Genomic DNA, 26,459 nt, shown 5'->3' with positions numbered 1-26,459 from the left:
TAGAAATTTCTGAAATATTTACGCAAAGTGATTATATAAAATTTTTACCTATTGCAGAGAATCTTAAAGATGCTGGTGCTCAGATAGGTCTAGATGACTATGGTGCAACAGATATAGAAATTGATGCACTAGATTTTTTTCCGCTTGATTTTGTTAAACTAGATAGAAGCATATCTATCAGTGAAGAAGCATTGAAAAGTTCTTTTCATCGGAAAATGATTTCCATAGCTAACAAAAGAAGTTTGACTTTAATTGCTGAGGGCGTTGAAGATAATGAAACTATTAATTTGCTTAAGTCATATGGATATAGGTTGGTACAAGGCTATTATTTTCATAAACCTGAAAAATTTATCTCTTAGGTCTATTTATGAGCACTAGAAAAAGCGTCAGATACAAATTACCAGTCAATGTTTTTATTGACGGACATCATTGTCCCGTAATTGATTTTAGTAGAACTGGTGCGGGATTAATCAAAAATGAATTTGAAGCAGTAGTTAATACTGAAGCTGAAATTATTATAGTCTTTCCGCATAAATCTGGAAATGAAGGATGGGGAGTTAAAGGAAAAATTGTAAGGGTGGACGAAAATAAAAACTTTTTTGCTGTTGATTTTGTTGAGGATGAAAATTTCAGAAAATTTTTTAATGAATTCATTGAATATTTGCGATCTGAAAACAAATTAGAAATGTTAAAATAATAAATAACCTATCGTTGAACTGATTATGTCTAATATTTCAAAAAATGAAAATATTACAGAATTTAGAGAGAAAATTCTTTTTCCAAGTCAGTCAATTGTTGGTATTTGCAATGAGATAATTCGAAATTTTGATGGTCTATCTGAGGAAACAATAGAAGATATTTATCAAATTCATAGTGCCTCAAATAAGCTTGTGGCTTTGATCGAGCATTATAATGATGATATTAACACTCAAGATATTAGTAAATTTGATTTCCAAAAAATCAGACATGATATTAAAAATCCAATAAACGCAGTTCTGGGTTGTTCAAAGTTAGTTCTCGACGATTGTCAGGACTCAGATGAAGAGCTTCGAGTCTTAATTAAGCAGATTATTGATATTTCAAATGATTTAACCATAGAAGTTGATGGTCTAATTAGGTTAGAAGCAATTGAAAATAAAGATAAAAACCAGAGAAACTCTCTTGCTGAATTTTTTTCCTCAATTGATGCCTCCGAGTTTAAACATGCGTCGAATGAAAGACTAAAAGGCAAGCGCATTCTCATTGTTGATGATGATCATATCAATCGTGGAATATTTAGCAGACGCCTTAAGCAACGTGGTTATGACGTACACGAAGAGGACTCAGGCGCTAATGCTCTAAAATTTCTGGAGAAGACGGATGCAGATTTGATTTTATTGGACCTTATAATGCCAGATATGAATGGTATAGAGGTTTTAACGAAACTCAGGCTTGTTGATAAACATAAAAAAATCCCTGTAATAATTATTAGCGGTCTAGATGACCCTCGCAGTATTGTGACTTGTTTGAGAAATGGCGCAAATGACTATCTTGCCAAACCTGTTGAATTATCAGTATTAGAAATCAAAGTTGCTTCAGTTCTTGAAAAACAAATTCTTCAAGATGATCTATTCAGGTTAGCTAATACTGATCAATTAACGGGTATAAGCAATCGAAGAAAGATTATTGGTGATCTTAAAAAATATGATACTCAACTTAAAGAGAATGGAAAAGAGTATGCAGTTGCTATTTTTGACATAGATCACTTTAAAATAATCAATGATACCTATGGTCATGATGCAGGAGATGAAGCAATAAAATTCGTTGCTAAAACTATTTCTGCGAATGTTCGTAAAGTTGACCTTGTTGGCAGGTTAGGGGGTGAGGAGTTTCTATGCGCCTGTCAGCCAATATCTATTAATGATATGTCAATTATATGTGAAAGAATTAGGTCATCTATTGAAAAAGTAGAATTGGAAATTAACAATTCAAAAATTTCAATGACAATCAGCGGTGGAATTGCTCATTCAAATGATATGAATGGTGATTATTCTTCTTATCTTACATTTGCTGACGAAAAATTATATGAAGCAAAAAATGGCGGCAGAAATCGCATCATATTATAAATTAATCAAGAAACTTACCCATTTTGGATAAAAGCCTGTCAACATCCACGGGTTTTGTATCATAATCGTCAGCGCCAGAATTTAAAGCTTTTTCTCTATGTTCACTCATTGCGTGAGCAGAAAGAGCTATGACAGGGATGCTGGAGGTTTTTTCATTTTCTTTAATTTTTGTCGTCGCCGTCCAGCCGTCCATTATGGGTAAATTTAAATCCATTAAAATTAAATCAGGCATTTCTTGCTCGGCAATATCTACACCGTCAGCGCCGTTTTCGGCTATTAAAACTTCATGACCTTTTCGTTTCAACCACCTTTTAAGCATATATATATTATCGTCGTTATCCTCGACGTAGAGTATCTTGGCCATGTTTAATTCCTTTCCTTTAATAGTAAGGAGAATATTTTTTCCGAAATTTCATCTGCTTTAACTTGCCCCTTTGTGAATACGCTATCTACGTTTTTAATAATTCTTGAGTGATCTGCAGGGTTTAAATCCAAAGCGGTAATGACGACAATAGGAATATTGGCACATTTCTCGAGGAGTTTTATTTCTTCGGCAAATTGGAATCCGTCCATCTCAGGCATCATTAAGTCAAGTAAAATTAAATCAGGGACAATGTCGCAAGATTTAAGAAATTCAATACCCTTTTTACCATTTTCTGCTTCTGAAACCGTTAAATCTAAATCTACCATTAATCTTTTAAGATAAAGTCTGGAGTCACTATCGTCCTCAATTATTAGGACTTTCTTATTACTGAAGGAATTAAAAAACCTACCAAGTACATTTGAAAGTTCGTCTTTATCAACAGGCTTGGATATAAAATCGCTAGCGCCAAGAGAAAAACCAGTCTTCTTATCATCTATTATTGAAGAAATAATCACCGGAATATCTTTTAATTTTTTATTTTTTTTGAGCTGTTTGAGCACTTCCCAGCCATCCATTTCTGGCATAAGGATATCAAGAGTTATTGCTGCAGGCATATACTTTTCGGCCATTGTAATACCATCAGCTCCATTTTTAGCACTGATTATCTCAAAACCCTTACGTCTAAGTTGCTCCGATAAAATATCTACAACACTCTGTTCATCATCAATAATAAGTATCGTGCTATCCTTAATAGGTAATTTTGTTACTTTTTCAGCTTTACGATTATCTTTTTGTTTGTCTTGATTATTGGAATTTATTGGCAGTGTGACAATAAATGTTGACCCTATACCTTCTTCACTTTCAACTTCTAATGATCCCCCCATAATTTCTGAAAGTTGTTTTGAGATGGATAATCCTAATCCAGTGCCTCCATATTTTCGAGTTGTCGAACTGTCAGCTTGAGTAAAAGATGAAAATAATTTGGCTACTTGATCAGCTGTCATGCCAATACCGGTATCAGTAATTGCAATTTGAAAAGTATCTTTTTCATCATCAGCGAAAGATGTTGATAGGGTAACTTTACCTTTTTCGGTGAATTTACAGGCATTTGATATTAGATTGTAAATAATTTGACGAAGACGAGTTCTATCAGAGTTAATAAGCCCTATTTCGTCAATAATATTAGTGTTCAACTCATTATTGTTTTGGTTTGCTAGCTCAGTGGAGCTGAAAATGACATCGTCAATTATTTCATTGAGGTCAAAATTTTCTATGAAAAGCTCAATTTTACCAGCTTCAATTTTTGATACATCAAGCACATCATTTATTAATGACAAAAGATGTTTGCTGGCCCGATGAATTCTATCTAGCGGCTCATAATAATCCTCAAGTTCATCTTCTCTCACATCATCTCTTAACAATGATGCGAGACCAATAATTGCATTAAGTGGTGTTCTTAATTCATGGCTCATATTAGCAAGAAATAAACTTTTAGCCTCATTGGCGTTGTTAGCTTCATCCTTTGCTTTCTCCAACTCTTTGGACAAAGTTTTAATTTGATCCAGCTCTCTTGTTGTCGCATCATAATTCTTAAGAGCCATCAGAAGTCGTCCAATTTCATCATTATCACTTGATAATAGTCCCTTGCGTTCGGGGATTACTAAATCAGTATTATGTTCAGAAAGACTCTTAAGTGCATCTACGGCCTCTTTTAGAGGCTTAAAAATACTTCTCTGAACAGCAAGAATTATAATTCCGAGTAGAATTAGGATGATAAACCCTAATGGTGCAACTTGCTGATTAATTAGTTTCTGTTCTTTTAAAAGGTTAGAGATATCTCTAAATAAGACTACAAAAAGATCCCTGTTTTCTCCGAAATCAAGTCTAATTGCTTCTTGTCCAGATTGTTCATCGACATAAAAGTTTTTATTTATGTTAATAAGAAATCTGGAAATCTCCATTCGGCTTTTAAGCATTTGATTTCTTGTATTTTCAAGTTGGCTGTCTAGTGTTGGGATATAAACAAGTTCAGCATCTGCAACTAAACCCTCTGCAAATGATTTAATTGCACTTTCAATTTCCCTTCCAATTATACCAAATGCAATAACCTTATCGTCAGCAATAAGAGGAAAAATTTTAACTCTCAGATAACCAAATTTCATGTTGGCTTCCTGCCATCGACTCTGTTGAACAGTGTTTTTAACTGCCATAAAGCCTGACCAAGAACTTTTAGTCTCTATGATATCTGAAAAAATTTTTTCACGGTTTGATGTGATTAGAATATTTTCTTCTGTTCTTCCTGCACAAGGTGAGACCTCTAATCTAGGGTCAGATCGACACGACATTTCGCTCAAATCTTCAATTTTCAAGAATGAATAAAATGATGGTACGCTCCCTTCAATTTCACGAAGGAAAAATGGTGTAAAATATCGACTTAGACTTCTATAACGACCATTTAAAATGTTTAAATGGATTGGGTTTTCAGTGACATTTGATGATTGTAAATTATTAAAATAATTTGCTTGATTACGAGAAAAATCTAGTGGCTTGGAGTTTCTTGAGTCAAAAAAAGATGACCGAATGCCAGTTGGGCTGAAATTATTTATTATTATGTCTTCCTCTTGAATAATAGATTTAAATCGGTCTTCAAATATTTTCTTTTCATTTTCCAGACGAAATGAAGAAGACGCGTTATCACGAAGATTAAATAGGAGTGCTGTTAGCGATGCAGCAATTAATGCAGATAAGATTATTATAACAGATAAAAGATGACGAATTTGCATTGTGATTACAACTTCGAATTGTCTGTAACACTATATAGTTGATCAATAATATTATACAAAACTGGGAGGTGATGAGTCATAAAGACACCATGCAATTTAGTTTTTGTATCAAACCAAAAAAAAGTATTCGCAGCACCAGCCCACCAGTAATATCTTGTTTTTGTAAGTTCTCTATCCAAACTTATTCCAAGCCCGTAGCTGAATTGTAAGTTTTTTGCTACTGGGCCGAAAAAGTTAGTTAAAGGTGCTTCCCCTGCTTCTGACGGCATCTGATTTGTCAGCATTAAATTGGTATATTTTTCACCCAGGATCCGAACTCCATTGAGCTCTCCCTTATTCATTAATAGCTGAATAAATTTATGATAATCCGCAGCTGTTGAACAAAGACCCTCGCCGCCATGATCAGCCATTTTCTTGTTTTTGCACCATTTGGTTAGAGGGCTAGGTTCAAACGAAAGGTTTTCTCCTGGAACTTGAACGGTTACTCGTTTTGCTTGAAAAAGATCTGCAATTCGATCGTGTTTACTAACATCAATGTAAAATGCAGTATCTATCATATTTAAAGGTTTAAATATATTTTCTTCAAGATAATCGCCAAGACGCATACCGGTTATATCTTCAATTATTAGGCCCAATACGAGTAAGCTTACTGAATAGTTAAATTCTGTGTTGGGTTCTGCAATAAGAGGTAACTCAGATATTAAGTTTACCGAGTCGCTTAAAGATCTTGATGGGCTCATAGGGTCTATGCCGTCATACAGATTTGAAACATCGTTTTCTTTCGCGATACTTGATCCATAAGTAAGTCCAGATGTATGAGTAAGTAAATTTTTTATTAGGATTTTGTTTTTAGCAGGCTTTAATTCTGATGACATATTTCCATCAATTGCGATAATTGGATTGGAAAAATAAGGCAGATATTTATCAATTGGATCGTCTAGGTTTAACTTCCCCTTCTCAACTAGTTGAAGTGCTGCGAGTGAGGTGATTGGTTTTGACATAGAAGCTATCCAAAAAATATCATTACCTCTTATTGGTTTTTTGAAATCAAAATCTGTAGTCCCATTCATTATTTCAAAAATTTTTTTGTCCTCACGGTATAAGGACAACATGTAATTGGGTAATTTGCCGTCTTGAATATAAGGATCAAGAATATCTTTGAGGGCCATCAATTTTTTAGTTGAATAACCAACTTCTTCTGGCGAAGTTACTTTTACCTCACCAGCTAAATTTGAGGCTGTAGATAAAAATAAAGAAATAAAGAAAAAAAGACTGTACTTACCAAACATCGACTTAACTCTAAATAGGATTATATTAAATGCATTATTACCAAAAATTGCAAAAGTTAATCTTTATTATAAATTAAAAAGATAGGATTTTTTGTGGAGTAGTTTTAGTGTTTGAGAGATTAATCGGTTTTTCAATAATTTTATTATGCTTTTGGGTTTACGAAGTTAATGCTCAGTCTTCTAAGATAAAACGAATAAATGAAATGTACTCATTTGCCGTTGTTGGTATAAATAAATGTGCAGACCCTGATAAAGCAATGCCCATTTTTAATGAAATGCTTTCTTATCAAGAAACCCAATTTCCCAATACCTTCAATGGTTTTTGTGGTGCATATGATAATGGCTCAGCAGGTTGTGTCATTTTGCATAAGTCCCGTAAAACATTTGATGCGATCCAAGAATGGCAAGCAAATGACGATAAGTGGCTCGAATTCGCTTCCCAAGCCTGGGATTATTGTGAGATAGATAATTTTGCTTTTAAACAAGAAATACTAGAAAGGAAGTAAATGTGCATATGATGCGAATAATTACCTTGTTAACTCTTTTCTTTCTAATATTTCCAAACCAAACTTTTGCTCAAATTAATATAGAAAAAGGCAAGGTTGTTTATTTTTTTAAGAATGAATGCAAAGATATCGAAGGTGCTATGAAAAAATATGAAAAGCTTTTTGAGTATCAGTTTAAAAATCAGCCTAAACCTCAGGTTTCTAGATGTGGTCGTTTGAATGACGGTATGATGGGATGTGTGGTAGTTACCAATTCAGTTGAGGATTACGAGGCTAATGTAGCTTGGCAAGAAAATGATGACCAATGGAATACGCTAATTAGGGAGGGTTGGCGTGTCTGTGAGGTCGATGATTTTGGGTTTCAATTAGATATCTTAAGGCTCGAGTAGTCAGGAGTATTTCGTGAGGTTAAATATTTTTAAATATTTTATTGTTTTTTTCGGAATTTTTAGTGCCTCGCAAGCATTACCTCAGGTTTTAGCTAACAAGGATGATTTAATTTTTATATATAAGAACAAGTGTCCAGGTGATGCAGATAAGTCGTTAAAATATCTAAATAAAGTTATGGCATATGAACGCGAAAATTCACCTTATAAGCATGATGTTAGTTGTGGAATTTATGGTGACGGTGATGTTGGATGTGTGGATAGAACTGAGTCCTGGGAACTGCGAAAAAAAATAACAAACTGGCAAGAAAACAGTCCGGAATGGACTGCACTAATCAGTGCTGCTTGGAGAGCTTGTGGGATTGAAGATTATGCATATTCTGAAAACATTATGACAATTAAGTAACACTAATGACTAACTAAAATAATTAATTCAATACTTTTGATTGAATTGTTAGAGACAATCAGGGCGCTTTAAAGTTTCCTTTGAAAATTTGATAATTTTATTCAGGTCGTGTCTGACTAGGCTTAATGGTCAAATATCAATTTTAAACTAACTTAATCAATTCATACTACTATGGAGTTAGTTTGCCCAAACAAGCGGTCCAAAAAATTGATATTGTATGGTTTAAGCGTGATTTACGTGTGCAGGATCATGCTCCGTTAGAAGCAGCGAGCCAAACTGGCAATAGCGTATTACCTCTTTATGTCGTTGAGGGTGACTATTGGGCGCAACCATTTGCGTCAGAACGGCACTGGCTCTTTCTGGAAGCCTGTTTGACAGAACTCAGAAAAGATTGCGCGGCCTTGGGTATGCCATTGGTTGTTCGCATAGGGGATGTGTGCGCGGTGTTGGTGGATTTGCAAAAGCAATTTGATTTGCAATCTATTTATGCGCATGAGGAAACAGGCAATGGCTGGACTTATGAGAGAGATAAGCGAGTTCTGAACTGGTGTCGGGATAATGAAATTCTGTTTCATGAGTTTCCATCTAACGGCGTTGTCAGGCGTCTTGCCAATCGTGATAAATGGTCATTTGAACGTAATCGCCGCATGGCGCAGGATATGACCCCCATGCCGAAGGCGCTTCGTCCAGTGGATGGCGTTGATTCGGGTGTAATTCCTGATGTGAAAAATGTGTTCCAAGACTCGTGGATTAGTCGCGAGGTGCAACAAGGCGGGCGAAGCGCTGGTCAGGGCGTGTTGAAGAGTTTTGTCGACTCCCGCGTTAGCCAGTATCTGAAATGTTTATCCGCACCTGGACTGTCGGAGCAATATGCGTCGCGTCTATCTCCTCATCTGACATGGGGAACGCTATCTGTGAGAGAGGTTGTAAAAACACTGTCGCATTATAAAAATAATGCTGATCCACGCGAATTGCCCGGTTCGCGAAGAAGCTTATCCGCTTTTCAGTCACGTTTATCCTGGCGGTGTCATTTTATTCAAAAGCTTGAAGACCAGCCATCAATAGAAACAAAATGCATGCATGATTTTTTTGAGGGCTTGCGGGAGAGTGAGCATAATCAAGATTATTATGATGCCTGGAAAAATGGGATGACCGGCTATCCGTTTATTGACGCTTGTATGCGTAATCTCAATCACAATGGATGGATTACCTTCCGTATGCGCGCGATGCTTGTAAGTTTCGCGAGTTATAATCTTTGGCTGGACTGGCGCAAGACTGGATATCATTTGGCGCAGGTGTTTACTGATTATGAACCGGGGATACATTACAGCCAGTTACAGATGCAGTCCGGTGTTACCGGTATAAATACGGTTAGGATATATAATCCTGTAAAGCAATCTATGGATCATGACCCCACTGGCGCTTTTATCAGACGCTGGGTGCCGGAATTGCAGGAGGTTGGTTCGGACTGGATACATGAGCCATGGAAAATGGATGCGGGTCAGCAACAAAAAGCGCAATTAAAAATTGGTGATACCTATCCTGCTCCGCTTACCGAACATGCTTCAGCCGTCAAATTAGCTAGAGCGAAAATGGCTGAAGTTTTTCGTCGTGAGGGGTTTCGTCAAACTTCCAAAGTTGTTTATGAAAAGTTGGGCAGTCGACGACGGAAGCCAAAGAGGTCAGGCCGCCCCTCTAAAGTTAAACCAGCGGAAAAGCCAAATGCACAACTCAGCTTTTTTGAATAGAATTTTCTAGATCAGTGCCTTTTACTTTAAATTGTGAAAGGAGCTGGTAAGCTTTCACTGGATTATTTGCTGGGGATAGATAAAGAAACGCGACAGAAAGAATAAACATTTCGTTCTTAGATGGGTATGTATCAGTGCGTAAATTTTTTATTTTAGGACTTTTTTTCGGGGTCGTGATCGGGGCTTTAGGTGCTGGGAGCTTTCTTCTAAGTTCAGATGCACCCCCAAAAGCAGAACTTTCAAATGAACTCCCTGAGACTTATGATGCTCTGGTTTCTGCAATGTCTCGGGCTGGAGATTTTGTCGAAGGTCACAAATGGTATGGTACTGAAAAGGAGCAGGCCGAGGCTTACAGGCATATTTTACGCATTCTGATGAACAGTGTTCAGGAAAGTTTGAGTGATAAAGATTTCCCCTATTTTTATGAAATAAATCCTTTCTCTAAATCGGGCATGGATAATGCCGACCAACGTTATTTATCTGTCTTGATTAATGGGACCGGGGTTTACCGCATATGGGGGCATAAGGGAACGCAGGTTGATTTATCCTTTTCTGTTTATGAAGAAGATGCCCTCTCGAAAACCTTAGCAGCGCTTAATGCAGATGATATGGAGATTGCGCCTGATGGAAGCTTCGAACTTATTTTGGGTGGGCCGAAAGTTAAAGGCAACTGGATGCCACTGCAAAAAGGTGTGAAACGGGTGCTGGTTCGCCAAATTCATTCGGACTGGGCAACTGAGTTGCCGGGTGACATTCACATAGATCGTATTGATAAAGCACGACCTGCTTATCCTAATTTAAGTTCTGCGGATATGGCTGAGAAACTTCGGGATGTAACCGACACATTTGCAACTAATGTTCAGCGATGGCCTGAATATAGTCGCACGCGGTTTGATGCTTTGCTTCCGGTGAATACACTTACAAAGCCGCGAGATGTGAGTGCCACTGGTGGGCTTGCTGGGCGTGTGATGGTGGGAGGACATTTTTATCTTCAAGATGATGAGGCGTTACTTATAAAATCCTATCCGACTGAGGCAAAATATCAGGCCATTCAGTTGGGGCATCATTGGTGGGAGTCTATGGATTATGCTCATAGACAGTCCAGCCTGACGGCAGATCAGGCCGTTCTAAGCTCGGATGGGGCGTATTATTTTATCCTCACGAAAAATGACCCCGGCTATTCAAACTGGTTGGATACGGAGGGGTTTATGCGCGGTGTTTTGTTAATGCGTTATGATGGCTTGCCCGGAAACACTATGGCTGAAAACCTGAATCCGTCTGCAAGATTAGTGAAGTTTAATGACCTAGCCACCTTCTTGCCACCGGATGAGACGATGCTGTCTCCCGAACAAAGGCAAGATATTTTGGCGCAACGCCGTGCTCACGTTCAAAAAAGATTTAATTTTTAATATCTTCATGTCGCGAGAGTTATGGCGTGATTTCCTTGCTATTCGATGTTTTTGATGTTTAGTCTTGGACATTATGAGTAAGGACTTAATTCCTGTTTCGATTGCTTATGCAGTTACAATTTTTGGTGCGGCTTTAACACTTTATGTATGTCAAAGCGGTTTTCTCCTGAATGCCCTGTGGGCTGATTTAGTTGGTACGGTTATTATTTTCGCCTTTGGTCGATATTATAAAAATTCGAGTTTTTATGATGCCTATTGGAGTGTTATTCCCCCCTTACTCGCAGTTTACTGGCTCGTTTTCCATGTTTCACCGGATGTCGATGCGACACGTCAGGCTATGGTCTTAATTCTTGTCTGGCTGTGGGGCATTAGATTGACAGCAAACTGGGCAACATATTGGGAAGGTCTGACGCATGAAGATTGGCGTTATGCTCCAATCCGTGAAAAAGCTGGAAAACACAAGGCTATTGCTGATTTTTTAGCTATTCACCTTTTTCCAACTTTAATAGTTTTCTTCGCTTGCTTGCCGATTTTTGCTGCAGTGAGTGTTGGAGATAATGCATTGAACTGGTTGGACTGGATTGCTTTTATTGTTGTAAGTGGCGCTATACTGATTGAAACAATTGCTGACCTTCAACTTCATGCCTTTTTACCAATCCGTAAAGAAGGCGAAATCATGCAAACAGGCCTTTGGAAATATTCTCGTCATCCTAATTATTTTGGTGAGATGAGTTTCTGGATTGGTTTAATGCTGTTTGGGCTTGCGGCACATCCAGAGGGCTGGTGGTGGATTATGCCAGGCGGGGTTGCGATGACTGCAATGTTCTTTTTTGTCAGCATACCGCTTATTGATGACCGAAGTAAGGAAAACCGTCCCGGATATGACGAGCATATGAAAAAAGTATCTGCGATTATTCCTTGGTTTCCGGCAGAATGATAAATGGTTAGGAAACGGATTGTGATTGCCGGCCTTGGTGACGCCGGCTTGTTGTCGGCTATTCAGCTTAATAAAAAATTTGAGGTTATTGGTATTTCCCCAAAACCCTGTCTAGTGAGCGGGCAGGAACTTGGCCCTAGATTGGCGCGACCTAAAGATTGGGAAGAAAACTATCTTATTGATTATGACCGATTTAAGGGTCTTAAAGGTGTTGATATTCGTCATGCCAAAGTATCGGAAATTATTGCAGATGAAAATAAAATCGGCCTGATTGGGTATGACGGTTCGCGAGAGACGCTCACTTATGACGCTCTGGTGATTTCCTCCGGCACGCGTAATGGTTTCTGGCGAACAAGTCATTTTGAAAACAATGACGATGTTCAACGCAATTTGACTGAAAAATCTAAAGCGATTTTATCTGCCAATCGTGTGGCAATTATTGGTGGCGGGCCGACAGCTGTTAGCGTAGCGTCCAATATCAAAGAAATGCGTTCTGACGCAGAGGTGAATCTGTTTTTCAGTCAGGAGACTCCGTTGCCGTCTTATCATCCGCGTACACGGCGTAAGGTCGAAAAATTTTTAAGGAGTCAGGGGGTCGTTTTGCATCCCTTGCATCGGGCAAATGTGCCAACAGATTTAGATGTTGAGGCTTTTTCCAGTGACCCGATTAGCTGGTCTACCGGGCAAGAGCCATTTGATGCTGACCTGACGTTATGGGCTATCGGCAAATTGACACCGAATAATGAGTTTATCCCCGCTGACATGCTTACAAGTGATGGTTTTGTTAAGTCCAATAGTTTTTTGCGTGTAGCTGGTTATGACAATGTATTCACTGTGGGGGATATTGCCAAAACAGATGATAACCGAAGTTCTGCAAGGAATGCAGGGCATCTTATTCTCGCACATAATGTTAAAGCTTATCTTGAGGGGCGGTCTGAAAAAATGAAGCCTTTTAAGCCGCCACGTTACCGTTGGGGGTCAATTCTTGGGGTTCAGAAAAAAGGCTTGTCGATATTTACGCCCAATGGCGAGCGTGTCGGGATTTCACCTTGGTGGGTCAAAAACCTGCTTTTTCCGGTTTTTGTTTGGCGGTTGATTTATCAAGGACTAGAAAAGCGGCGATGAAAGTTCTCTAAACACCACACCCAGGTAAAAAATAGCTAAAAATTACACCTATGGTGAGGCTTATTCATGGTAAAACTAATTTCAACAATTTTGGTTAAATACCACTTGAGGCAGGCGTATGTTCGGTTTTAAGAAAGTTATTTATATTTTTCTCGGTATTTTTTTGATGTCGAGTATTTCTCACGCTGGTTTTAGTGTGCGATCTTCCGGTACAGGGAAATATAATGGCGATGTTATTTCGACCATCTCAGATAGCTGCCTGACTCTTGGTTTTCCTTCAACTTCTACCGGGTCAACTTTATGTAGCGAACATGCTGCCGGTACTTATGACACGGATTGTTCGAGCTGGGGACAAGATCAATCACCCGTGATTTCAAACACTGTTTGCTCAACGTTAACCTATCAGCAATATACAGATTTTAAATCCGCCCGCGATACGGCGACCACGCAAATCAGTAGTGGAGGTAATGGTTTTAGTAGTTATACCGAGCAAAGTGATTATTTGAGTAACTATATTAATCAGACACAAGCTAATTACGCCAATATGTTTGGTTACTCATCTTCGCAGAATAGCGATTTTGAAGATGCTGTGAATGCTACGCTTGCTTATCAGGGGCAATGCGCGCTGGCGACCGATCCGCCGGATCCGGTCTGTGCGGCGGCATTGTCAAATTGCGCTTGTATCGACAAAACAGATTATGATGCGATTGCCACAAATGTAGGGGCGGTTCAGGATGTATTAACTGCCGCTTCGGCGTCGCCGCATACACTAACATCAACTCTTTTGACGGCTGTTACGGGTTTAGATGTGTCCGATGTGGATCTTACAGTCAGCACGTCGCTTGATTATCTTGCAACCAAACTTGCCGCGCTGGACGCCTCGTCAACAGCAACTGCCTCAGATCTTCAGGCTTCAGTGGATGCGTTGGAAACGCAAATCAGCAATATTGATGCTGTCTTGACCGCATCTGCGGCTTCCCCACATACGCTTACATCGCAATTGATTAATAATGTAGAAGGGCTCTCTACTACAGGTTTGGATTTAACGGATGCGACATCTTTGGAATATATGGCAAGTCTGATTGCGGCGCTTGACGCAACGACAGTGGACTCGGCTTCTGAATTGCAGACAAGTGTTTCAGCCGCCACGAAACAGGTCTCTGCCAAGTGGAAAATTGCCCAAATTGCGACATCGGGTGATCAAAGCCCACATCCACTTTCTGATCTAACGACCACGCTTTACGACAATGCGGTAAATATATCGGGCTTTCTGTCAGATGTGCTGGCGGCAAACCCGAATTATACAATCACTAATTTACGCACAAATTTGGCAAGCTATTTCAGTACGAACAGCATCACGGCGACCTCTAGCGATGATGCCTTCAAGCTGTTTCCGGTCAGTCAGGTTGGTTTCCGCGATGGCATGACATCCTATAATGCGTGGTTGGCAAATATTGGGTTTTCGGTCAGTACGATTAATGATGCAACGGTTAACATTGTCCTGGTTTGGGAGGCATGTCGACGGTCACGCGATGATTATGACGATTATGGCGGCACGGGGACATGCGCTACGACGGTTTCAGGCGGTACAGGTATATGCACGTCAAATTATTCAGCTTGGGCGATCAAAGCTGCAGACTGCGCATCGAAAAAAGTTTATCAAATCCATCATAATGATATGTCAGGCCCACGGGTAAGGCTGGAAACGATTTTAGGAGAGCGGCTCGTAATTAGGGATGTTGCCACACGAGATGTCACACAATTCAGATATGTCCGTGACGGTACAACCCGAACATCTACTTTTGGATGGATGTCGTCAACGACGACAAATCCTCTTGCCAGCTATTCATTCTTCGCTGGTGAGTCGACAACAGCGTATACGGGTAGTCTGATTGATAATATTACCGATTAAAAAACTGCCCCTTTCTGCTGAGAAAGGAGCAGCTTGTTTGTTTTGGTATGCAAAATTTATTTGCGTATATCTGCCGGTGACAATGGGCCATAGGTCATAAGACCGTAAGTGGCTGTTTGACCAAGAGGCGTTCTGAACTGATTAAGAGAGCCAATAAATTCTGTGAATTCGGGGTTTTTAACACTGGCATTAACAAAATTAAAACCGTCGGACAATTTTTCATAATTATAGACGACGACGTGGGTTAACCCCGGTGCGCCCCCCACAAGCAATTGCCAGATATCAAACCCACCCGGCATGCCTTGCATAAAAGGTTTGCTCATATTGGCACTGATAGCGCCAATATATCCCATTGGGTCTTTCACCATATTGAACTGTGCAAGATAGGCTCTGTTGCCACTGGTCGGTGTTTGACCGAAGCCGGTCACCCATTGAAATAGAGATTCATTTTCAAAAGAGCTATTTTGTGACAGGCCCTCTCGGAAAGCGGTGAAATTTGCATCGTTTCTAATTTCACTCATCAGCTTTTCATAATCTTCCATGCTTTTGTAGATAACCTGAAGCCCGTGCGTTTCCGCATTTGCGCCATTAAAAGCATTTAGTGTGAAAATCATTGAACCGTTAAATTTTTTGAAAGTTTCAGTTTTTGTAAACGTGTCAATTGTTGCTGCAAATGCTTTTTCATTTTCAGGTGGAACAGCATAGCTGTAACTTAGCCAGACGGCCTGTGCATTTGCGCTGGCGGTCATTACCAGCAATCCGATTAAAAAGAAAAATGATCTCATTACTAACTCCACGCTTCATGTTACTTAACTTATTAAGCTTAAAAATTTTTGGAGAACTATCACAAGACAAAAAAATAAGCTAAAGCGGCATAAAAACCCTTTTTCCACAGTTTTAACGCATTAATAATTTTCGTCGCTATAAGGGAAAAATTTGATGTTCATTTACAAAAATGACACATAATTGAAATAAACAAACAATTAATTCATATATTTGTAATATTTTTTACATTTTGTCACAAAATTGTAATTTTTAGAGGGCATTTTCCAGTCAGTTGCTACATTTAAATAAAATGAGCGGCGCAATCATTAGTTTTGACTGATGGCATGTTAGTTATTTTGTGGAAAAATTTTAATGAAAAAATTAATTATTCGTTCAAGCCTTTTAACACTGTTTACGGCATTATTGGTAACCCCCTCATTTGCGACTGACTCGTTTGACTACTCGCAACATAATTACACAATCAAGTCGGGCAATATGAGTCTGAAATACCGCGATCATTCACGTATTGATAAGTGGATGACACAATTTGATATAAAGATTGCCGGTTATGGCTATGCTTATCGCTACCAAGAAAGCAAAGGCAATGTTGAGCATCGCTTTCGTGTTAGTTTGCCAAAGGCGTTTAAGTATAATGGTTTCTCAGTAGCGCCACGTTTTGAATACCGGGCATTCGATAAAGAAAGCAAAGATGATTTCGCTAATGTGTGGCTTCGCTTTCAATATGCAAAGAAATTTGGCGCCTTTAAAGCCTACGCCAAAATCCAGCCTAAATTCGCCATTGATAGAGATGGGTATGATGATGGCGAATATTACGAGGCGCAGAACAACTATGGTGTCGATTATAAAGTCTCAGACAAGTTAACCGTTGGGGTTTATCTAGAGCAGAACCATAATGATGACTGGGATGTAAAATCAGAATTTGTTGCAACAAAGATTTCTTACAAGTTTTAACTAGCGCTCCTCCAATATTACGACACGAATGAGAGCAATCCACTTGCATCAGCTAAGTGGGTTGCTTTTTTCATGTAACATATTGATTTGCTGTTTAATTTAGCTTTGTGCCGTTGACCGTTACCCTGTAGAGTGTGCGGTCATAATCGACATAATCATTTAATGCCGCGTGCTGAACAATGCGGTTATCCCACATGAGCAATGAGTCTTTTTCCCATTTGAATCTGCATTGAAATTCCTCTCGCGTAGCATGTGCGCATAAGAACTCAAGCAAGGGTTTGCTTTCTTCCATCGTCCAGTCTTTGAAATGATGGGTGAACATGGCATTGACATAAAGTGCTTTTTTCCCAGTTACTGGGTGCCTGATTACAACAGGATGTTCAATAAAATCCTCAATGATATCGCTTTTAGTATAACTTATTGGCCCATCAGAATCGTATTTTTCTAGTGCTGAGGGTGACGTATAGGCTTCCTTTGCAGAGTGGATCGCAATCAGCCCCTCAAGCGTTTCTTTTATGCCGTCGGATAACATGTCATAAGCAAGTTGTTGATTGGCGAATAATGTGTCTCCCCCGACTGGCGGAACTGTTTCTGCATAGACAATTGAGCCAAGACTCGGCTTATCAAAGAATGAATTATCCGAGTGCCAGCCAACCCCAAAACTTGCGGGTTTCCCCGCAGGTTTGTGCATTCTTATAATCTCAGGATACTCTTCCATACCCTTTACAATCGGGTGAACCTCAAGGGTTCCAAAACGCAGGGCAAAATCAATCTGGTTCTGATGTGATAGCTTCTGATTGCGAAAGCCAATAGCACCATAAGCACAAAGAGCCTTTTGAATATCTTCAAACTGAGCTTTTTCCAGAGGTTGAGACAAATCCACGCCATCAATCTCTGCGCCCAGGGCATTACTTAACGGGGTGACACCAATATTTGAAAATGACGGATGCTCCATAACAATCTCACGCCTTACGAGCAAAACTTAATCTTTAAGTTTCAACAGATCTTAATTTTTCCAGATAAGTGCAGACTTCACGTTTGACAACCGGCGCTAAGAAATATAATCCCAAAACATTCGGTAATGCCATACAAAAAACAATCGCATCAGAAAAATCTATGATCACGCCTAAATCTAGGGTGCATCCGATGAGAACAAACACGCAGTAGATCAGCAAAAACATCTTATTTTGAGCTGGATTATTCCCGAAAAGATAAATCCATCCCTTTTGACCGTAATATCCCCAGGCGATAATGCTGGAAAAGGCAAACAGAACGATGACGATGGCCAGCACATTGGGGAACCACCAGATGACTGTTTCAAAAGCTGCGGAGGTTAGTTGAACGCCCTGTACATCACCGCCGACCATTTCTGGGCTGAAGACAGTCAGCAATATAACCAGACCAGTAAGCGGGCAAATTATGACTGTGTCAATGAGTGGCTCAAGCAAGCCGACTAAACCTTCTGAGGCTGGCTGATTGGTTTTCACTGCCGCATGGGCAATTGAGGAGGAGCCAAGCCCCGCTTCATTGGAAAATGTTGACCGCCGAAAGCCGATAATCATGACTGCAAATAAACCACCTGTAATACCAGCTGGGTAAAATGCTTGTGTCACAACATCTGTGATAACACCAGGGAGTGCCTCAATGTTAAGGCCAATGACAATCAGTGCGGCGATAAAATAAATACCTGCCATGCCAGGTACGAGTTTTGAGGTTACGCGGGTAATGGACTGGATACCACCAATCAATACAAGCCCCACAATAAAAGCCATAATGCCGCCTACCAGCCAGCCTTTACCAAATAGGAACCCTTCTGCGCCGCCTGTCACCAACTGAAGCTGTTCATAGGCCTGATTGGACTGGAACATATTACCAATACCCAAGCAGCCAATGACGATAAACGCGGCATACATACCCCCAATAATTTTACCGAGGCCGGGGAGGTTTTTTTCTTTTAGACCCTTCTCAAGATAATACATCGGGCCGCCGGAGACAGAGCCATCCGCATGTTTTGTGCGGTATTTAACACCCAATGTACATTCTGCGCATTTCAGGCTTGCGCCGAGAAGACCGCCGACAATAATCCAAAATAATGCGCCAGGACCGCCAATAGTAATGGCAAAAGCAACGGCGCCGATATTACCGACACCTACAGTGCCAGAAAGCGCAGTCGTCAGAGCTTTAAAGTGAGAAATTTGTCCGTCATGATTTGGGTCCGCATAATCGCCACGCACCATTTTCAAGGAGGTTATAATATTCCGCGGTGTCAGCACTCTGAGATAAAAAGTGAAGAAAATACTACAGGCAATTAGCCATACCACAATCAGAGGAATGTCAGCGCCATTTAAGGGTACGGAAAAGAAAATAAAGCTCGAAACGGCTTTTGAAATGGGGGCCAAGGCAGCGTTTACCGTCTCATCAAAACCTGCAAGTGCAGGGTTGGACAGGCTTAATACACCCGATATCGCCAAAACCAGTACAGGTATTATCTTTTGCAACATTTCTAACCCCTTTTACATCCCCGTCATTTAAAAACACTTTACCTAATCGAAAGCAATGAAAACAGGAAAATATTTGTAAAACAACGGGTTGACGCTTGTTAGGTATATTGTTGGCGCAAAGACATGCAAATTATTATGGTTTTTGTTGCTTATTATTCTAAGTTCTTTCTACCTCGAAAAGGATATGAATATGCATAAAATTCTGATTTCTACTGAAAAATTCCTGCTGTGTATTATTGCACTCGCAACTTTATACGCGACAATGGAAGAAATTTTTCATTTGGTAAGCAATCGTCATGTCGAGCTAGCTGATTTGCTGCTTCTGTTTATTTATACGGAGGTTCTTGGCATGGTGGCAGTCTTTTACAAAAGCCAGAAAATCCCGATTACACTGCCCTTATTTATTGCCATGACCGCTCTCAGTCGTTTGATTATTCTTCAAGGTAAAGAGTCCGAGCCGGTAAATTTGCTTTACGAAGCTATCGCGATTGTACTGATTGCTGCTGCCTGTCTGATTATCCGCTACAGACCACAGAGTCAGGAAGAAGATCTACCGCTTGTCTGAGCTTTCAGACATTAATTTTTTAGCGATTATTTTTCCTTGCTCAACAGCGGGTTGACCGAATGCATCAATTTCCATTAACCCTGCGGCAATAATCGTCTCCAGCATGAAATGCATGAGGATGTAACCGACTGAATGTCCGGTAACATCCTCCATTTCAATATGCCTTACAGGGCGTGCGTTTTCTTTAAGTGCCGTATAGGTTGCTGTGGCTTCAGCAGCGACCAACTCCCCAATACTGCGCCCTTGCAACCAGGAAAGTTCGGGAATATCACAGGCGTTCGCAAGAGCTTTTGGGCCTGGATGCTGATTTTTGGCGGTTATTAGATTATATATTTTATCATCAGGGCCACCGAGATAGAGTTGAACCTGACTGTGTTGGTCAACTGGGCCAAGTGCGTTAACGGGGCAGGTGCCTTGCCCGTCTTTGCCAAGGCTCTCAGCCCATAATTGTCGATACCAAAACCCAAGACGTTCAAGCCTGTCCGTATATGGCATGAGGACAGAAATATTCCTGTTTTTACGCGCATGGGCGATTTGCATTGCCGCGCCAATGGCTGACGGAATCTCTGTGATGGGTGCTTCCATAAAGCAGGCCAATGCCTCTGAGGCGCCCGTGCGAACACTCACAGGGTCAACCCCCATAAGCAATGCGGGTAATAGGCCAACATTTGTGAGAACTGCAAATCTTCCGCCAATGCCATCTGCATGCTGCAAAAGCGGGAACCCTGCTCGCTCGGCGACATCGCGTAAAGTGTTTGACCCACTCCCTGCGATACCGGAAACATGCGTCGTTGCATCCAGCCCAACTTTATTCAATGCTGTCAGCGCGCAAGAGAGTTGCATCATGGTTTCTGCTGTTCCACCTGATTTTGAAACAACTATAAATTTGGTGTTTTCAAGTTGCGTTTCATCAAGGAGTAAGTCGAAAGTCTGACCGTCCAGATTGTCTGCAAAAATCATCTCCGGCCCTGACGCTCTTACCATGCCAGATGCGGGGGTGCCCCAGCCATTAATCTGAACCAGCACTTGAGCCCCCAGGCTAGAACCGCCCGTGCCGAGAACGATTATCCTTTTAGCGCTATCTTGAACGCTTTCCCCAAGCGCCTGCATGGCGCTTAGATCATCTTTATCGTCAAGTTGTGTAAATAAAGGGAGCGGGTGTTCACTAAAAGCTTGACGGATGCTGTCCGCTTTACTCAGGAGGGCATCGAACTCTGACTCAATATCTGTCGTGACTGCATCCGTGCAATCAAACCGGATATAATTACTCTTAATATCCATAAATTCTAATCTCTGAAGGAGGAATCAATTTTATCTAATTTGCGCAACAGTCCCGGCCATGCCAATGCACCGGCAAGACCGTTAAAAATACTTTCGCTTTGACTGGAAGACAGGTCAGGTGTTCCTTGTGGTGGTGTGTTCAGAGTTCCGCCGGACATGGCACGAATTTGAAAGCTACACGCACGTTCGAGATAGAAAATTGCTTGATAAGCTGTTTGGCAGTCACGGCCTATGGCAAGCGTGCCGTGATTTCGGAGAATCATAAGTTGCTTATCACCCAAGTCAGCAACAATTCTTTCTCTCTCGTCAAGATTTAGTGCCACGCCCTCATAATCATGATAGGCGAAGCGATTCCAACAAATCATAGCATGCTGGGATAGGGGGAGTAGCCCTTCCTTTTGAGCAGATACAGCAACGCCATCATTAGTGTGTAAATGAATAACGCACTGGGCATCCTCACGTGCCATATGAAGTGCGCTGTGAATGGTGAAACCTGCGGGATTGACTATAAAGGGGCTTTCATTAACAGCATTACCCTCCATATCCACCTTCACGAGACTGGAGGCTGTGATTTCATCAAACAGCATGCCAAAAGGGTTAATTAAAAAATGATGCTCAGGGCCAGGGACACGCGCGGATATATGCGTGTAAATCATATCATCCCACCCATTCATGGCGACCAGCCTGTAAAGGGCTGCCAAATTAACTCTGAGTTCCCATTCTTCATCACTGACTTCACCTTTTAGACTTCTAATATCTTTGATGCTTGCAAGTGCAGTGACGTTTTCAATAACCTTGTTGATGTCTTCTGGAGACATGAATTCATTCTCAGACATGCTTGGACTCCTTTTTGAACAGAATACCACGCCCCAGATATAAATCCAGATGCCCTAGCCAATTTTAAAAGTTTATTGAGAGGTTTCCAGCTTAAGGGCGTCTACTAATCCGTCGTGTTGATTGGGGTTGATTGTTTTAATCCGGTTTAGATGACGGTTAAGATTTTTGGTGTCCCCCAGTAGCTGGTATCCTTTGGCCAGTGCTACCCAATAGCCATAAGTTTCAAAATGGTGACGTTCAGACTCCAGTTTCGGTAATAATTTCACAACAATTTCCTTATAACCGAAATTTGAAGCCTCGGAGACAATGACCATTTCGTGAAGGGTGGTATATCGCCTCCCTAACAGTGGATGCCATAATTCAGGCCTATATTTGCTATGTTCTATATATCCGGCGAAGTTTTTATATCGGTAGCCATTGGTATGTACCCAAGCTTGATGAAGCGTAAAGGCCGTCTGACCGGCAAAATAAGACGGCGGTGAGACAAGCCCCAAAATGAGAAACAATCGAATGCTAGGTCGTAATGCTGATAAAAATGAATGCGTTGGCAGGGAGACGCCACTCTCAAAATTGAGACCCCAGACAATTATTAGCCCAAGCAACAGCCAGTGTAACCCCGATATATAAAGAGGAAACTCTACTATGGTGTGTAGGCCGATAGGGAGAAGCAAAGCGAGAATATAAAGAGATTGTGACCCGGAGAGTTTCATCATGACAGTGGCCATATAAATCAGAGGCACTGCAATCAACAAAAAGCCAATGACTCCATGCTCTGCAAGAAGATAAAGAATTTCATTATGGGGATGGCTCAGTGAGGCCTTAAAGTGCGGTGATGAATGAAATTCAGCATTGGATATGATCGTTTCATAGAACGTTTCTGCAAATCGCCCCAATCCGTGGCCAAAAATTGGCGCGTCACAAATTAGTGATAAAGTAATTAGCCAGACTTTAATGCGTAAGGTTTGTGGCCCCTGAATTGCATCTAGATTACTTGAAAATTGCTCCGCTAAACCCTGATTGAGTATGTCCATCCCTTCATTAGCTTCCAAAAGAATTGGAACAGAAGGAAGCAATAAATAAAGAAAATAACCAAAGAAAATAAGACCCCAAAAAGCCAAAATTTGTCTTACTGGTCGGTTTCCTGACTTGGCAATAAATAAGGCAATAACACTCACCATTAGACATGCGAGGGTTAGGCCTAACATCCCGGCCTGACTTCCGGTTCCGAAAATAACCGCCACGAACACAATTGTAAAAAACGAATGAAATATCTTGTAGGTCAATTTTTTGGGCTCGGAAAGTTTGATGTCACGCACAAATGCCAGTGGAACAAGCGTTGTCAAGAATGAAGCCAGCACGTTAATTTGCTCAAACCCGGCGAATGGTGCTCTTAAGTTATCCGGCAAAAAAGTCAAATGTGTTTTGAAATATACAGGCGTAATGAAGGTCAGCAATAACCCTATGAATGTGCCAACCAGCAAAATATCAAAAATCAAATGCCATTGCTTTGCTGTGATGTTGATTTGTATTAAGGCGATGAGCAAAAGCCAGAACCCGGTTAGCGCCGTGATGGTCAGAAGAGTTGCCTCTGGCAAATCGCTGCCAAAAACCAGCATACGAAGAAGTATATAGGCTGGGGGAATAAGCCCGCATAGCCAGATAGTTTTAAATTTGATGAGACCAGAATAAGCAACTGGAAGAAACCCGACGCCACATATCAAAAAAATCACCATCCACATAAAAAGATTTCGTGGCGTTAGATAATTTCCGTGGCTTGGAAGCGTCCATTGCATCAAAACAAAAGCACTAAAGCCGATAAGTCCGATCAAAATATGTGCGGGTTGTAAGCGATACATGTGTATTTTCCTATTTACGCCTCTTCTTGCCATATCATCATGTTACATCCGAAACAAAATATTGCGAGATTAGAAATTTTATTTCCCAGAGTAGCTTAGCCCCGAAATAAACTGACTAATTTTATGATATACGCGTTTTATGTCAGTGTTTGCTTGTATCCGCCATGGTGAATTGGATAATATGTAAAAAATAAATCATGAAATCACCTCTGTGTCTTGTGAACGAATTTGGCACTTATCAGATTTTGAAAACATTTTGGCGAAATATTGATCCTGAATATCGATAATGGATGGAGACATTATGGGTAAAAAATCCGTCAAGCAGACACAGAAAACTAACAAATTAATGCGTGAGGAGGATCTCATTTCTTCTTATCGCGATATGCTTCTCATCCGACGTTTTGAAGAACGCGCCGGGCAGCTTTACGGTCTCGGAAAAATTGGCGGATTTTGCCATTTATATTCTGGTCAAGAAGCTGTCGTGACAGGAATTGCAAAGGCTAAACTCCCGGAAGACCAAATGATTACAGCCTACCGGGATCACGGGCATATTCTCGCCTGCGGGGTAGACCCATATAATGTTATGGCCGAATTGTTGGGGCGTGCCGATGGCGTGTCGAAAGGCAAGGGAGGCTCCATGCATATGTTTGACGTGGATAAGCATTTTTATGGTGGGCATGGTATTGTCGGCGCGCAAGTGCCGATTGGCACCGGATTGGCTTTTGCCAATGCCTATAAAGAAGATAAAAATCCGGCGGTCAGCATCACCTATTTTGGCGATGGTGCTTCCAATCAGGGCCAGGTCTATGAAAGTTTTAATATGGCCGCGCTCTGGAAACTGCCTGTTCTTTATATAATCGAGAATAATCAATATGCGATGGGGACGAGTGTTGAGCGTGCCTCGGCTCAGACAGATTTATCCCAGCGCGGTAGAAGCTTTGGTATAGAAGGCCGCCAGGTTGACGGCATGGATATTGAGGCAGTTTACGCCGCGTCACTGGAGGCTCTGGAACATGCCAGAAGCGGCAAAGGGCCGTTTATTCTTGAGATGAAAACTTATCGCTACAGCGGACACTCGATGTCAGACCCTGCAAAATACAGAAAGCGTGAAGAAGTCAAGGATATGCGTCAGCACCATGACCCTATTAATATGCTCAAAGACCGCCTAATAGAACGCAAGCTCATGAATGAAGAAGAGTCTAAGAAAATTCAGGATGAGGTTTTTGATGTGATTGAGCAGGCGGCGAATAAAGCGCTGGAAAATGGTGAACCTGACAGTTCAGCATTAATGACGGATATTTATGTGGAGGAAAATCATGCCGGTTGAGGTCGTTATGCCAGCACTGTCTCCAACGATGGAACAGGGCAAAATAGCAAGTTGGACCGTCAAAGAGGGTGACAAGGTTGAAGCCGGCGACGTGCTGGCTGAAATTGAAACTGATAAAGCGCTCGTCGAGCTTGAAGCCGCTGCCGATGGTGAGGTTGGGAAGCTTGTTATGGAGGCAGGCACATCAGATATTCCCGTGAATACACCCATTGCTTATTTGTTACGCGATGGTGAGGCATTATCAGATATTGAAACGGCCCCGGCACAAGTTACCGAAAAACCTGAAATTCCTGTTTCAACAGAAATAGAACAATCAACAATACCTTCCCCTGATATCCAAGCTACAGCTATTACGGTTGCTGCAGATCCCGAATTACCCGCAGATGCGGAGATGAAAGAGCTAAGCGTTCGTGAAGCCTTGCGTGATGCGATGGCTGAAGAAATGCGTCGTGATGAAACAGTTTTTGTGGTTGGTGAGGAAGTCGCCGAATATGAAGGGGCTTATAAAGTCACGCAAGGACTGCTTGATGAATTTGGGGCGAAACGAGTGATTGATACCCCGATTGTGGAGCACGGTATTGCCGGTCTGGGTGTTGGGGCGGCCTTTGCAGGGCTAAGGCCAATAGTTGAATTTATGACGTTTAACTTTGCCATGCAGGCGATTGATCAGATTATCAACTCTGCCGCTAAGACACATTATATGTCCGGTGGTCTGGTAACTTGTCCGATTGTTTTCAGAGGGCCAAACGGCGCGGCCCGCCGTGTTGCCGCCCAACACAGCCAAGATTTTTCAGCGTGGTATGCACATATACCGGGATTGAAAGTCGTCGCACCTTACACTGCTGCCGATGCTAAAGGATTGTTGAAAGCCGCCATTCGGGACCCGAACCCTGTGCTGGTGCTGGAGAATGAGCTTTTATATGCTGTCAAAGCCGATGTGCCTGTGAGTGACGATTATGTATTACAGATAGGGCGGGCAAAAATTCTTAGAGCAGGTGCTGATGTTACCCTTGTCTCGCATAGCCGTAGTCTTGATGCTTGTTTGGAAGCGGCAACAAGCCTATCTGCCGAGGGTGTAGATTGCGAAGTGATTGACTTACGCAGTTTGCGCCCACTTGATACGTCAACTGTGATTGCATCTGTGCAAAAAACAAATCGGCTGGTTACGGTTGAAGAGGGTTGGCCAGTCGCTGGTATCGGCGCTGAAATCTCTGCGGCTGTCCAAAGCGAAGCTTTTGATTATCTCGATGCACCCATCGCACGGGTAACCGGATTGGATGTGCCTTTACCTTATGCCGATAATCTTGAAAAAATGGCTTTACCGTCGACGGAGAAGGTCATTCAGGCCGTTAATGCGGTTTGCTATCGGCAAGGTTGAGTGGAAT

At 41.2% G+C, this 26,459-nt stretch carries 24 protein-coding genes; 15 read left to right on the top strand and 9 right to left on the bottom strand.

The genetic code is table 11. The features are described from left to right. From RS24_RS04560 to RS24_RS04550, 3 genes are all read left to right on the top strand, one after another. Window positions 1-359, top strand: a 359-nt coding sequence (locus tag RS24_RS04560) for an EAL domain-containing protein (RefSeq protein ID WP_021777017.1), incomplete at its 5' end; no start/stop codon positions are given. A gap of 8 nt (window positions 360-367) precedes the next feature. Continuing rightward, window positions 368-697: a PilZ domain-containing protein gene (locus RS24_RS04555; RefSeq protein ID WP_021777016.1), complete on the top strand. Its 330-nt coding sequence runs from the start codon at window positions 368-370 to the stop codon at window positions 695-697. A gap of 25 nt (window positions 698-722) precedes the next feature. Further along, window positions 723-2,105: a diguanylate cyclase gene (locus RS24_RS04550; RefSeq protein WP_021777015.1), complete on the top strand. Its 1,383-nt coding sequence runs from the start codon at window positions 723-725 to the stop codon at window positions 2,103-2,105. 1 nt (window position 2,106) lies between these two features. Here RS24_RS04550 and RS24_RS04545 read toward each other — a convergent pair whose 3' ends face one another. From RS24_RS04545 to RS24_RS04535, 3 genes are read right to left on the bottom strand one after another with little or no spacing between them, the layout of a single operon-like run. Further along, on the bottom strand, window positions 2,107-2,469 hold the full coding sequence (locus RS24_RS04545) for a response regulator (RefSeq protein ID WP_021777014.1): 363 nt from the start codon (window positions 2,467-2,469) through the stop codon (window positions 2,107-2,109). Window positions 2,470-2,471: 2 nt separating this feature from the next. Continuing rightward, on the bottom strand, window positions 2,472-5,252 hold the full coding sequence (locus RS24_RS09730; protein WP_021777013.1) for a response regulator: 2,781 nt from the start codon (window positions 5,250-5,252) through the stop codon (window positions 2,472-2,474). A 5-nt stretch (window positions 5,253-5,257) separates the two neighbouring features. Continuing rightward, window positions 5,258-6,541: a serine hydrolase domain-containing protein gene (locus RS24_RS04535; protein ID WP_021777012.1), complete on the bottom strand. Its 1,284-nt coding sequence runs from the start codon at window positions 6,539-6,541 to the stop codon at window positions 5,258-5,260. 107 nt (window positions 6,542-6,648) lie between these two features. On the opposite strand from RS24_RS04535, the gene RS24_RS04530 reads away from it, so the two are divergent. The 8 genes from RS24_RS04530 (at window position 6,649) to RS24_RS04495 (ending at window position 14,970) form a co-directional block, all read left to right on the top strand. After that, window positions 6,649-7,047, top strand: a complete 399-nt coding sequence (locus tag RS24_RS04530) for a hypothetical protein (protein WP_021777011.1) — start codon at window positions 6,649-6,651, stop codon at window positions 7,045-7,047. An 8-nt stretch (window positions 7,048-7,055) separates the two neighbouring features. Then, window positions 7,056-7,436: a hypothetical protein gene (locus RS24_RS04525; RefSeq protein WP_192814058.1), complete on the top strand. Its 381-nt coding sequence runs from the start codon at window positions 7,056-7,058 to the stop codon at window positions 7,434-7,436. Window positions 7,437-7,449: 13 nt separating this feature from the next. Next, entirely contained in the window at window positions 7,450-7,839 is a 390-nt protein-coding gene (locus RS24_RS04520) for a hypothetical protein (protein ID WP_021777009.1), read from the top strand. Between the two features lie 182 nt (window positions 7,840-8,021). Continuing rightward, window positions 8,022-9,587: an FAD-binding domain-containing protein gene (locus RS24_RS04515; protein ID WP_021777008.1), complete on the top strand. Its 1,566-nt coding sequence runs from the start codon at window positions 8,022-8,024 to the stop codon at window positions 9,585-9,587. Window positions 9,588-9,721: 134 nt separating this feature from the next. Further along, window positions 9,722-10,996, top strand: a complete 1,275-nt coding sequence (locus tag RS24_RS04510) for a phosphoribosylaminoimidazole-succinocarboxamide synthase 1 protein (protein ID WP_021777007.1) — start codon at window positions 9,722-9,724, stop codon at window positions 10,994-10,996. 73 nt (window positions 10,997-11,069) lie between these two features. Next, window positions 11,070-11,933 carry a DUF1295 domain-containing protein gene (locus RS24_RS04505; protein WP_021777006.1) on the top strand — a complete coding sequence of 288 codons (864 nt, stop codon included), beginning with the start codon at window positions 11,070-11,072 and terminating at the stop codon, window positions 11,931-11,933. Window positions 11,934-11,936: 3 nt separating this feature from the next. After that, the gene (locus RS24_RS04500; protein WP_038300700.1) at window positions 11,937-13,058 is read left to right on the top strand and encodes an FAD-dependent oxidoreductase; all 1,122 of its coding nucleotides are present in this window, start codon (window positions 11,937-11,939) and stop codon (window positions 13,056-13,058) included. Between the two features lie 118 nt (window positions 13,059-13,176). Further along, window positions 13,177-14,970 (top strand): hypothetical protein, encoded by a 1,794-nt coding sequence (locus RS24_RS04495; protein ID WP_021777004.1) that lies wholly within the window; start codon window positions 13,177-13,179, stop codon window positions 14,968-14,970. 56 nt (window positions 14,971-15,026) lie between these two features. On the opposite strand, the gene RS24_RS04490 is transcribed toward RS24_RS04495, so the two are convergent. Then, a complete protein-coding gene (locus tag RS24_RS04490; protein WP_021777003.1) occupies window positions 15,027-15,755 on the bottom strand; it encodes a hypothetical protein in 729 nt (242 codons plus the stop codon). 352 nt (window positions 15,756-16,107) lie between these two features. Here RS24_RS04490 and RS24_RS04485 point away from each other — a divergent pair, with 352 nt between their 5' ends. Beyond that, window positions 16,108-16,707, top strand: a complete 600-nt coding sequence (locus tag RS24_RS04485) for a porin family protein (protein ID WP_021777002.1) — start codon at window positions 16,108-16,110, stop codon at window positions 16,705-16,707. A gap of 94 nt (window positions 16,708-16,801) precedes the next feature. Here RS24_RS04485 and RS24_RS04480 read toward each other — a convergent pair whose 3' ends face one another. Continuing rightward, on the bottom strand, window positions 16,802-17,686 hold the full coding sequence (locus RS24_RS04480) for a TauD/TfdA dioxygenase family protein (RefSeq protein ID WP_239642398.1): 885 nt from the start codon (window positions 17,684-17,686) through the stop codon (window positions 16,802-16,804). 10 nt (window positions 17,687-17,696) lie between these two features. Then, a complete protein-coding gene (locus RS24_RS04475) occupies window positions 17,697-19,208 on the bottom strand; it encodes an alanine/glycine:cation symporter family protein (protein WP_021777000.1) in 1,512 nt (503 codons plus the stop codon). A gap of 190 nt (window positions 19,209-19,398) precedes the next feature. On the opposite strand from RS24_RS04475, the gene RS24_RS04470 reads away from it, so the two are divergent. Next, window positions 19,399-19,773, top strand: a complete 375-nt coding sequence (locus RS24_RS04470; protein ID WP_021776999.1) for a phosphate-starvation-inducible protein PsiE — start codon at window positions 19,399-19,401, stop codon at window positions 19,771-19,773. On the opposite strand, the gene RS24_RS04465 is transcribed toward RS24_RS04470, so the two are convergent. The 3 genes from RS24_RS04465 to RS24_RS04455 all read right to left on the bottom strand — a co-directional run bounded on the left by RS24_RS04465 (window position 19,759) and on the right by RS24_RS04455 (window position 23,747). Further along, window positions 19,759-21,054 (bottom strand): methylmalonate-semialdehyde dehydrogenase, encoded by a 1,296-nt coding sequence (locus RS24_RS04465; protein ID WP_021776998.1) that lies wholly within the window; start codon window positions 21,052-21,054, stop codon window positions 19,759-19,761. The two genes, RS24_RS04470 and RS24_RS04465, sit on opposite strands and share 15 nt — an antisense overlap. 5 nt (window positions 21,055-21,059) lie before the next feature. Beyond that, window positions 21,060-21,890 carry a class II aldolase/adducin family protein gene (locus RS24_RS04460; RefSeq protein ID WP_021776997.1) on the bottom strand — a complete coding sequence of 277 codons (831 nt, stop codon included), beginning with the start codon at window positions 21,888-21,890 and terminating at the stop codon, window positions 21,060-21,062. Between the two features lie 72 nt (window positions 21,891-21,962). After that, window positions 21,963-23,747 carry an O-antigen ligase family protein gene (locus RS24_RS04455; protein ID WP_021776996.1) on the bottom strand — a complete coding sequence of 595 codons (1,785 nt, stop codon included), beginning with the start codon at window positions 23,745-23,747 and terminating at the stop codon, window positions 21,963-21,965. A gap of 301 nt (window positions 23,748-24,048) precedes the next feature. Here RS24_RS04455 and pdhA point away from each other — a divergent pair, with 301 nt between their 5' ends. Together pdhA and RS24_RS04445 are read left to right on the top strand one after the other, a co-directional pair. Continuing rightward, a complete protein-coding gene (gene pdhA / locus RS24_RS04450) occupies window positions 24,049-25,074 on the top strand; it encodes a pyruvate dehydrogenase (acetyl-transferring) E1 component subunit alpha (RefSeq protein WP_021776995.1) in 1,026 nt (341 codons plus the stop codon). Next, complete coding sequence (locus RS24_RS04445) at window positions 25,064-26,452, top strand: pyruvate dehydrogenase complex E1 component subunit beta (protein WP_021776994.1); 1,389 nt, start codon at window positions 25,064-25,066, stop codon at window positions 26,450-26,452. The genes pdhA and RS24_RS04445 overlap by 11 nt, the downstream gene beginning before the upstream one ends. The last annotated feature ends 7 nt before the right edge of the window (window positions 26,453-26,459 follow it).

Origin of the sequence: Candidatus Micropelagos thuwalensis, assembly GCF_000469155.1 — a bacterium.
Taxonomy (GTDB): Bacteria; Pseudomonadota; Alphaproteobacteria; order RS24; family RS24; genus Micropelagius; species Micropelagius thuwalensis.
This window is presented reverse-complemented; position numbering and strand designations above follow the sequence as displayed.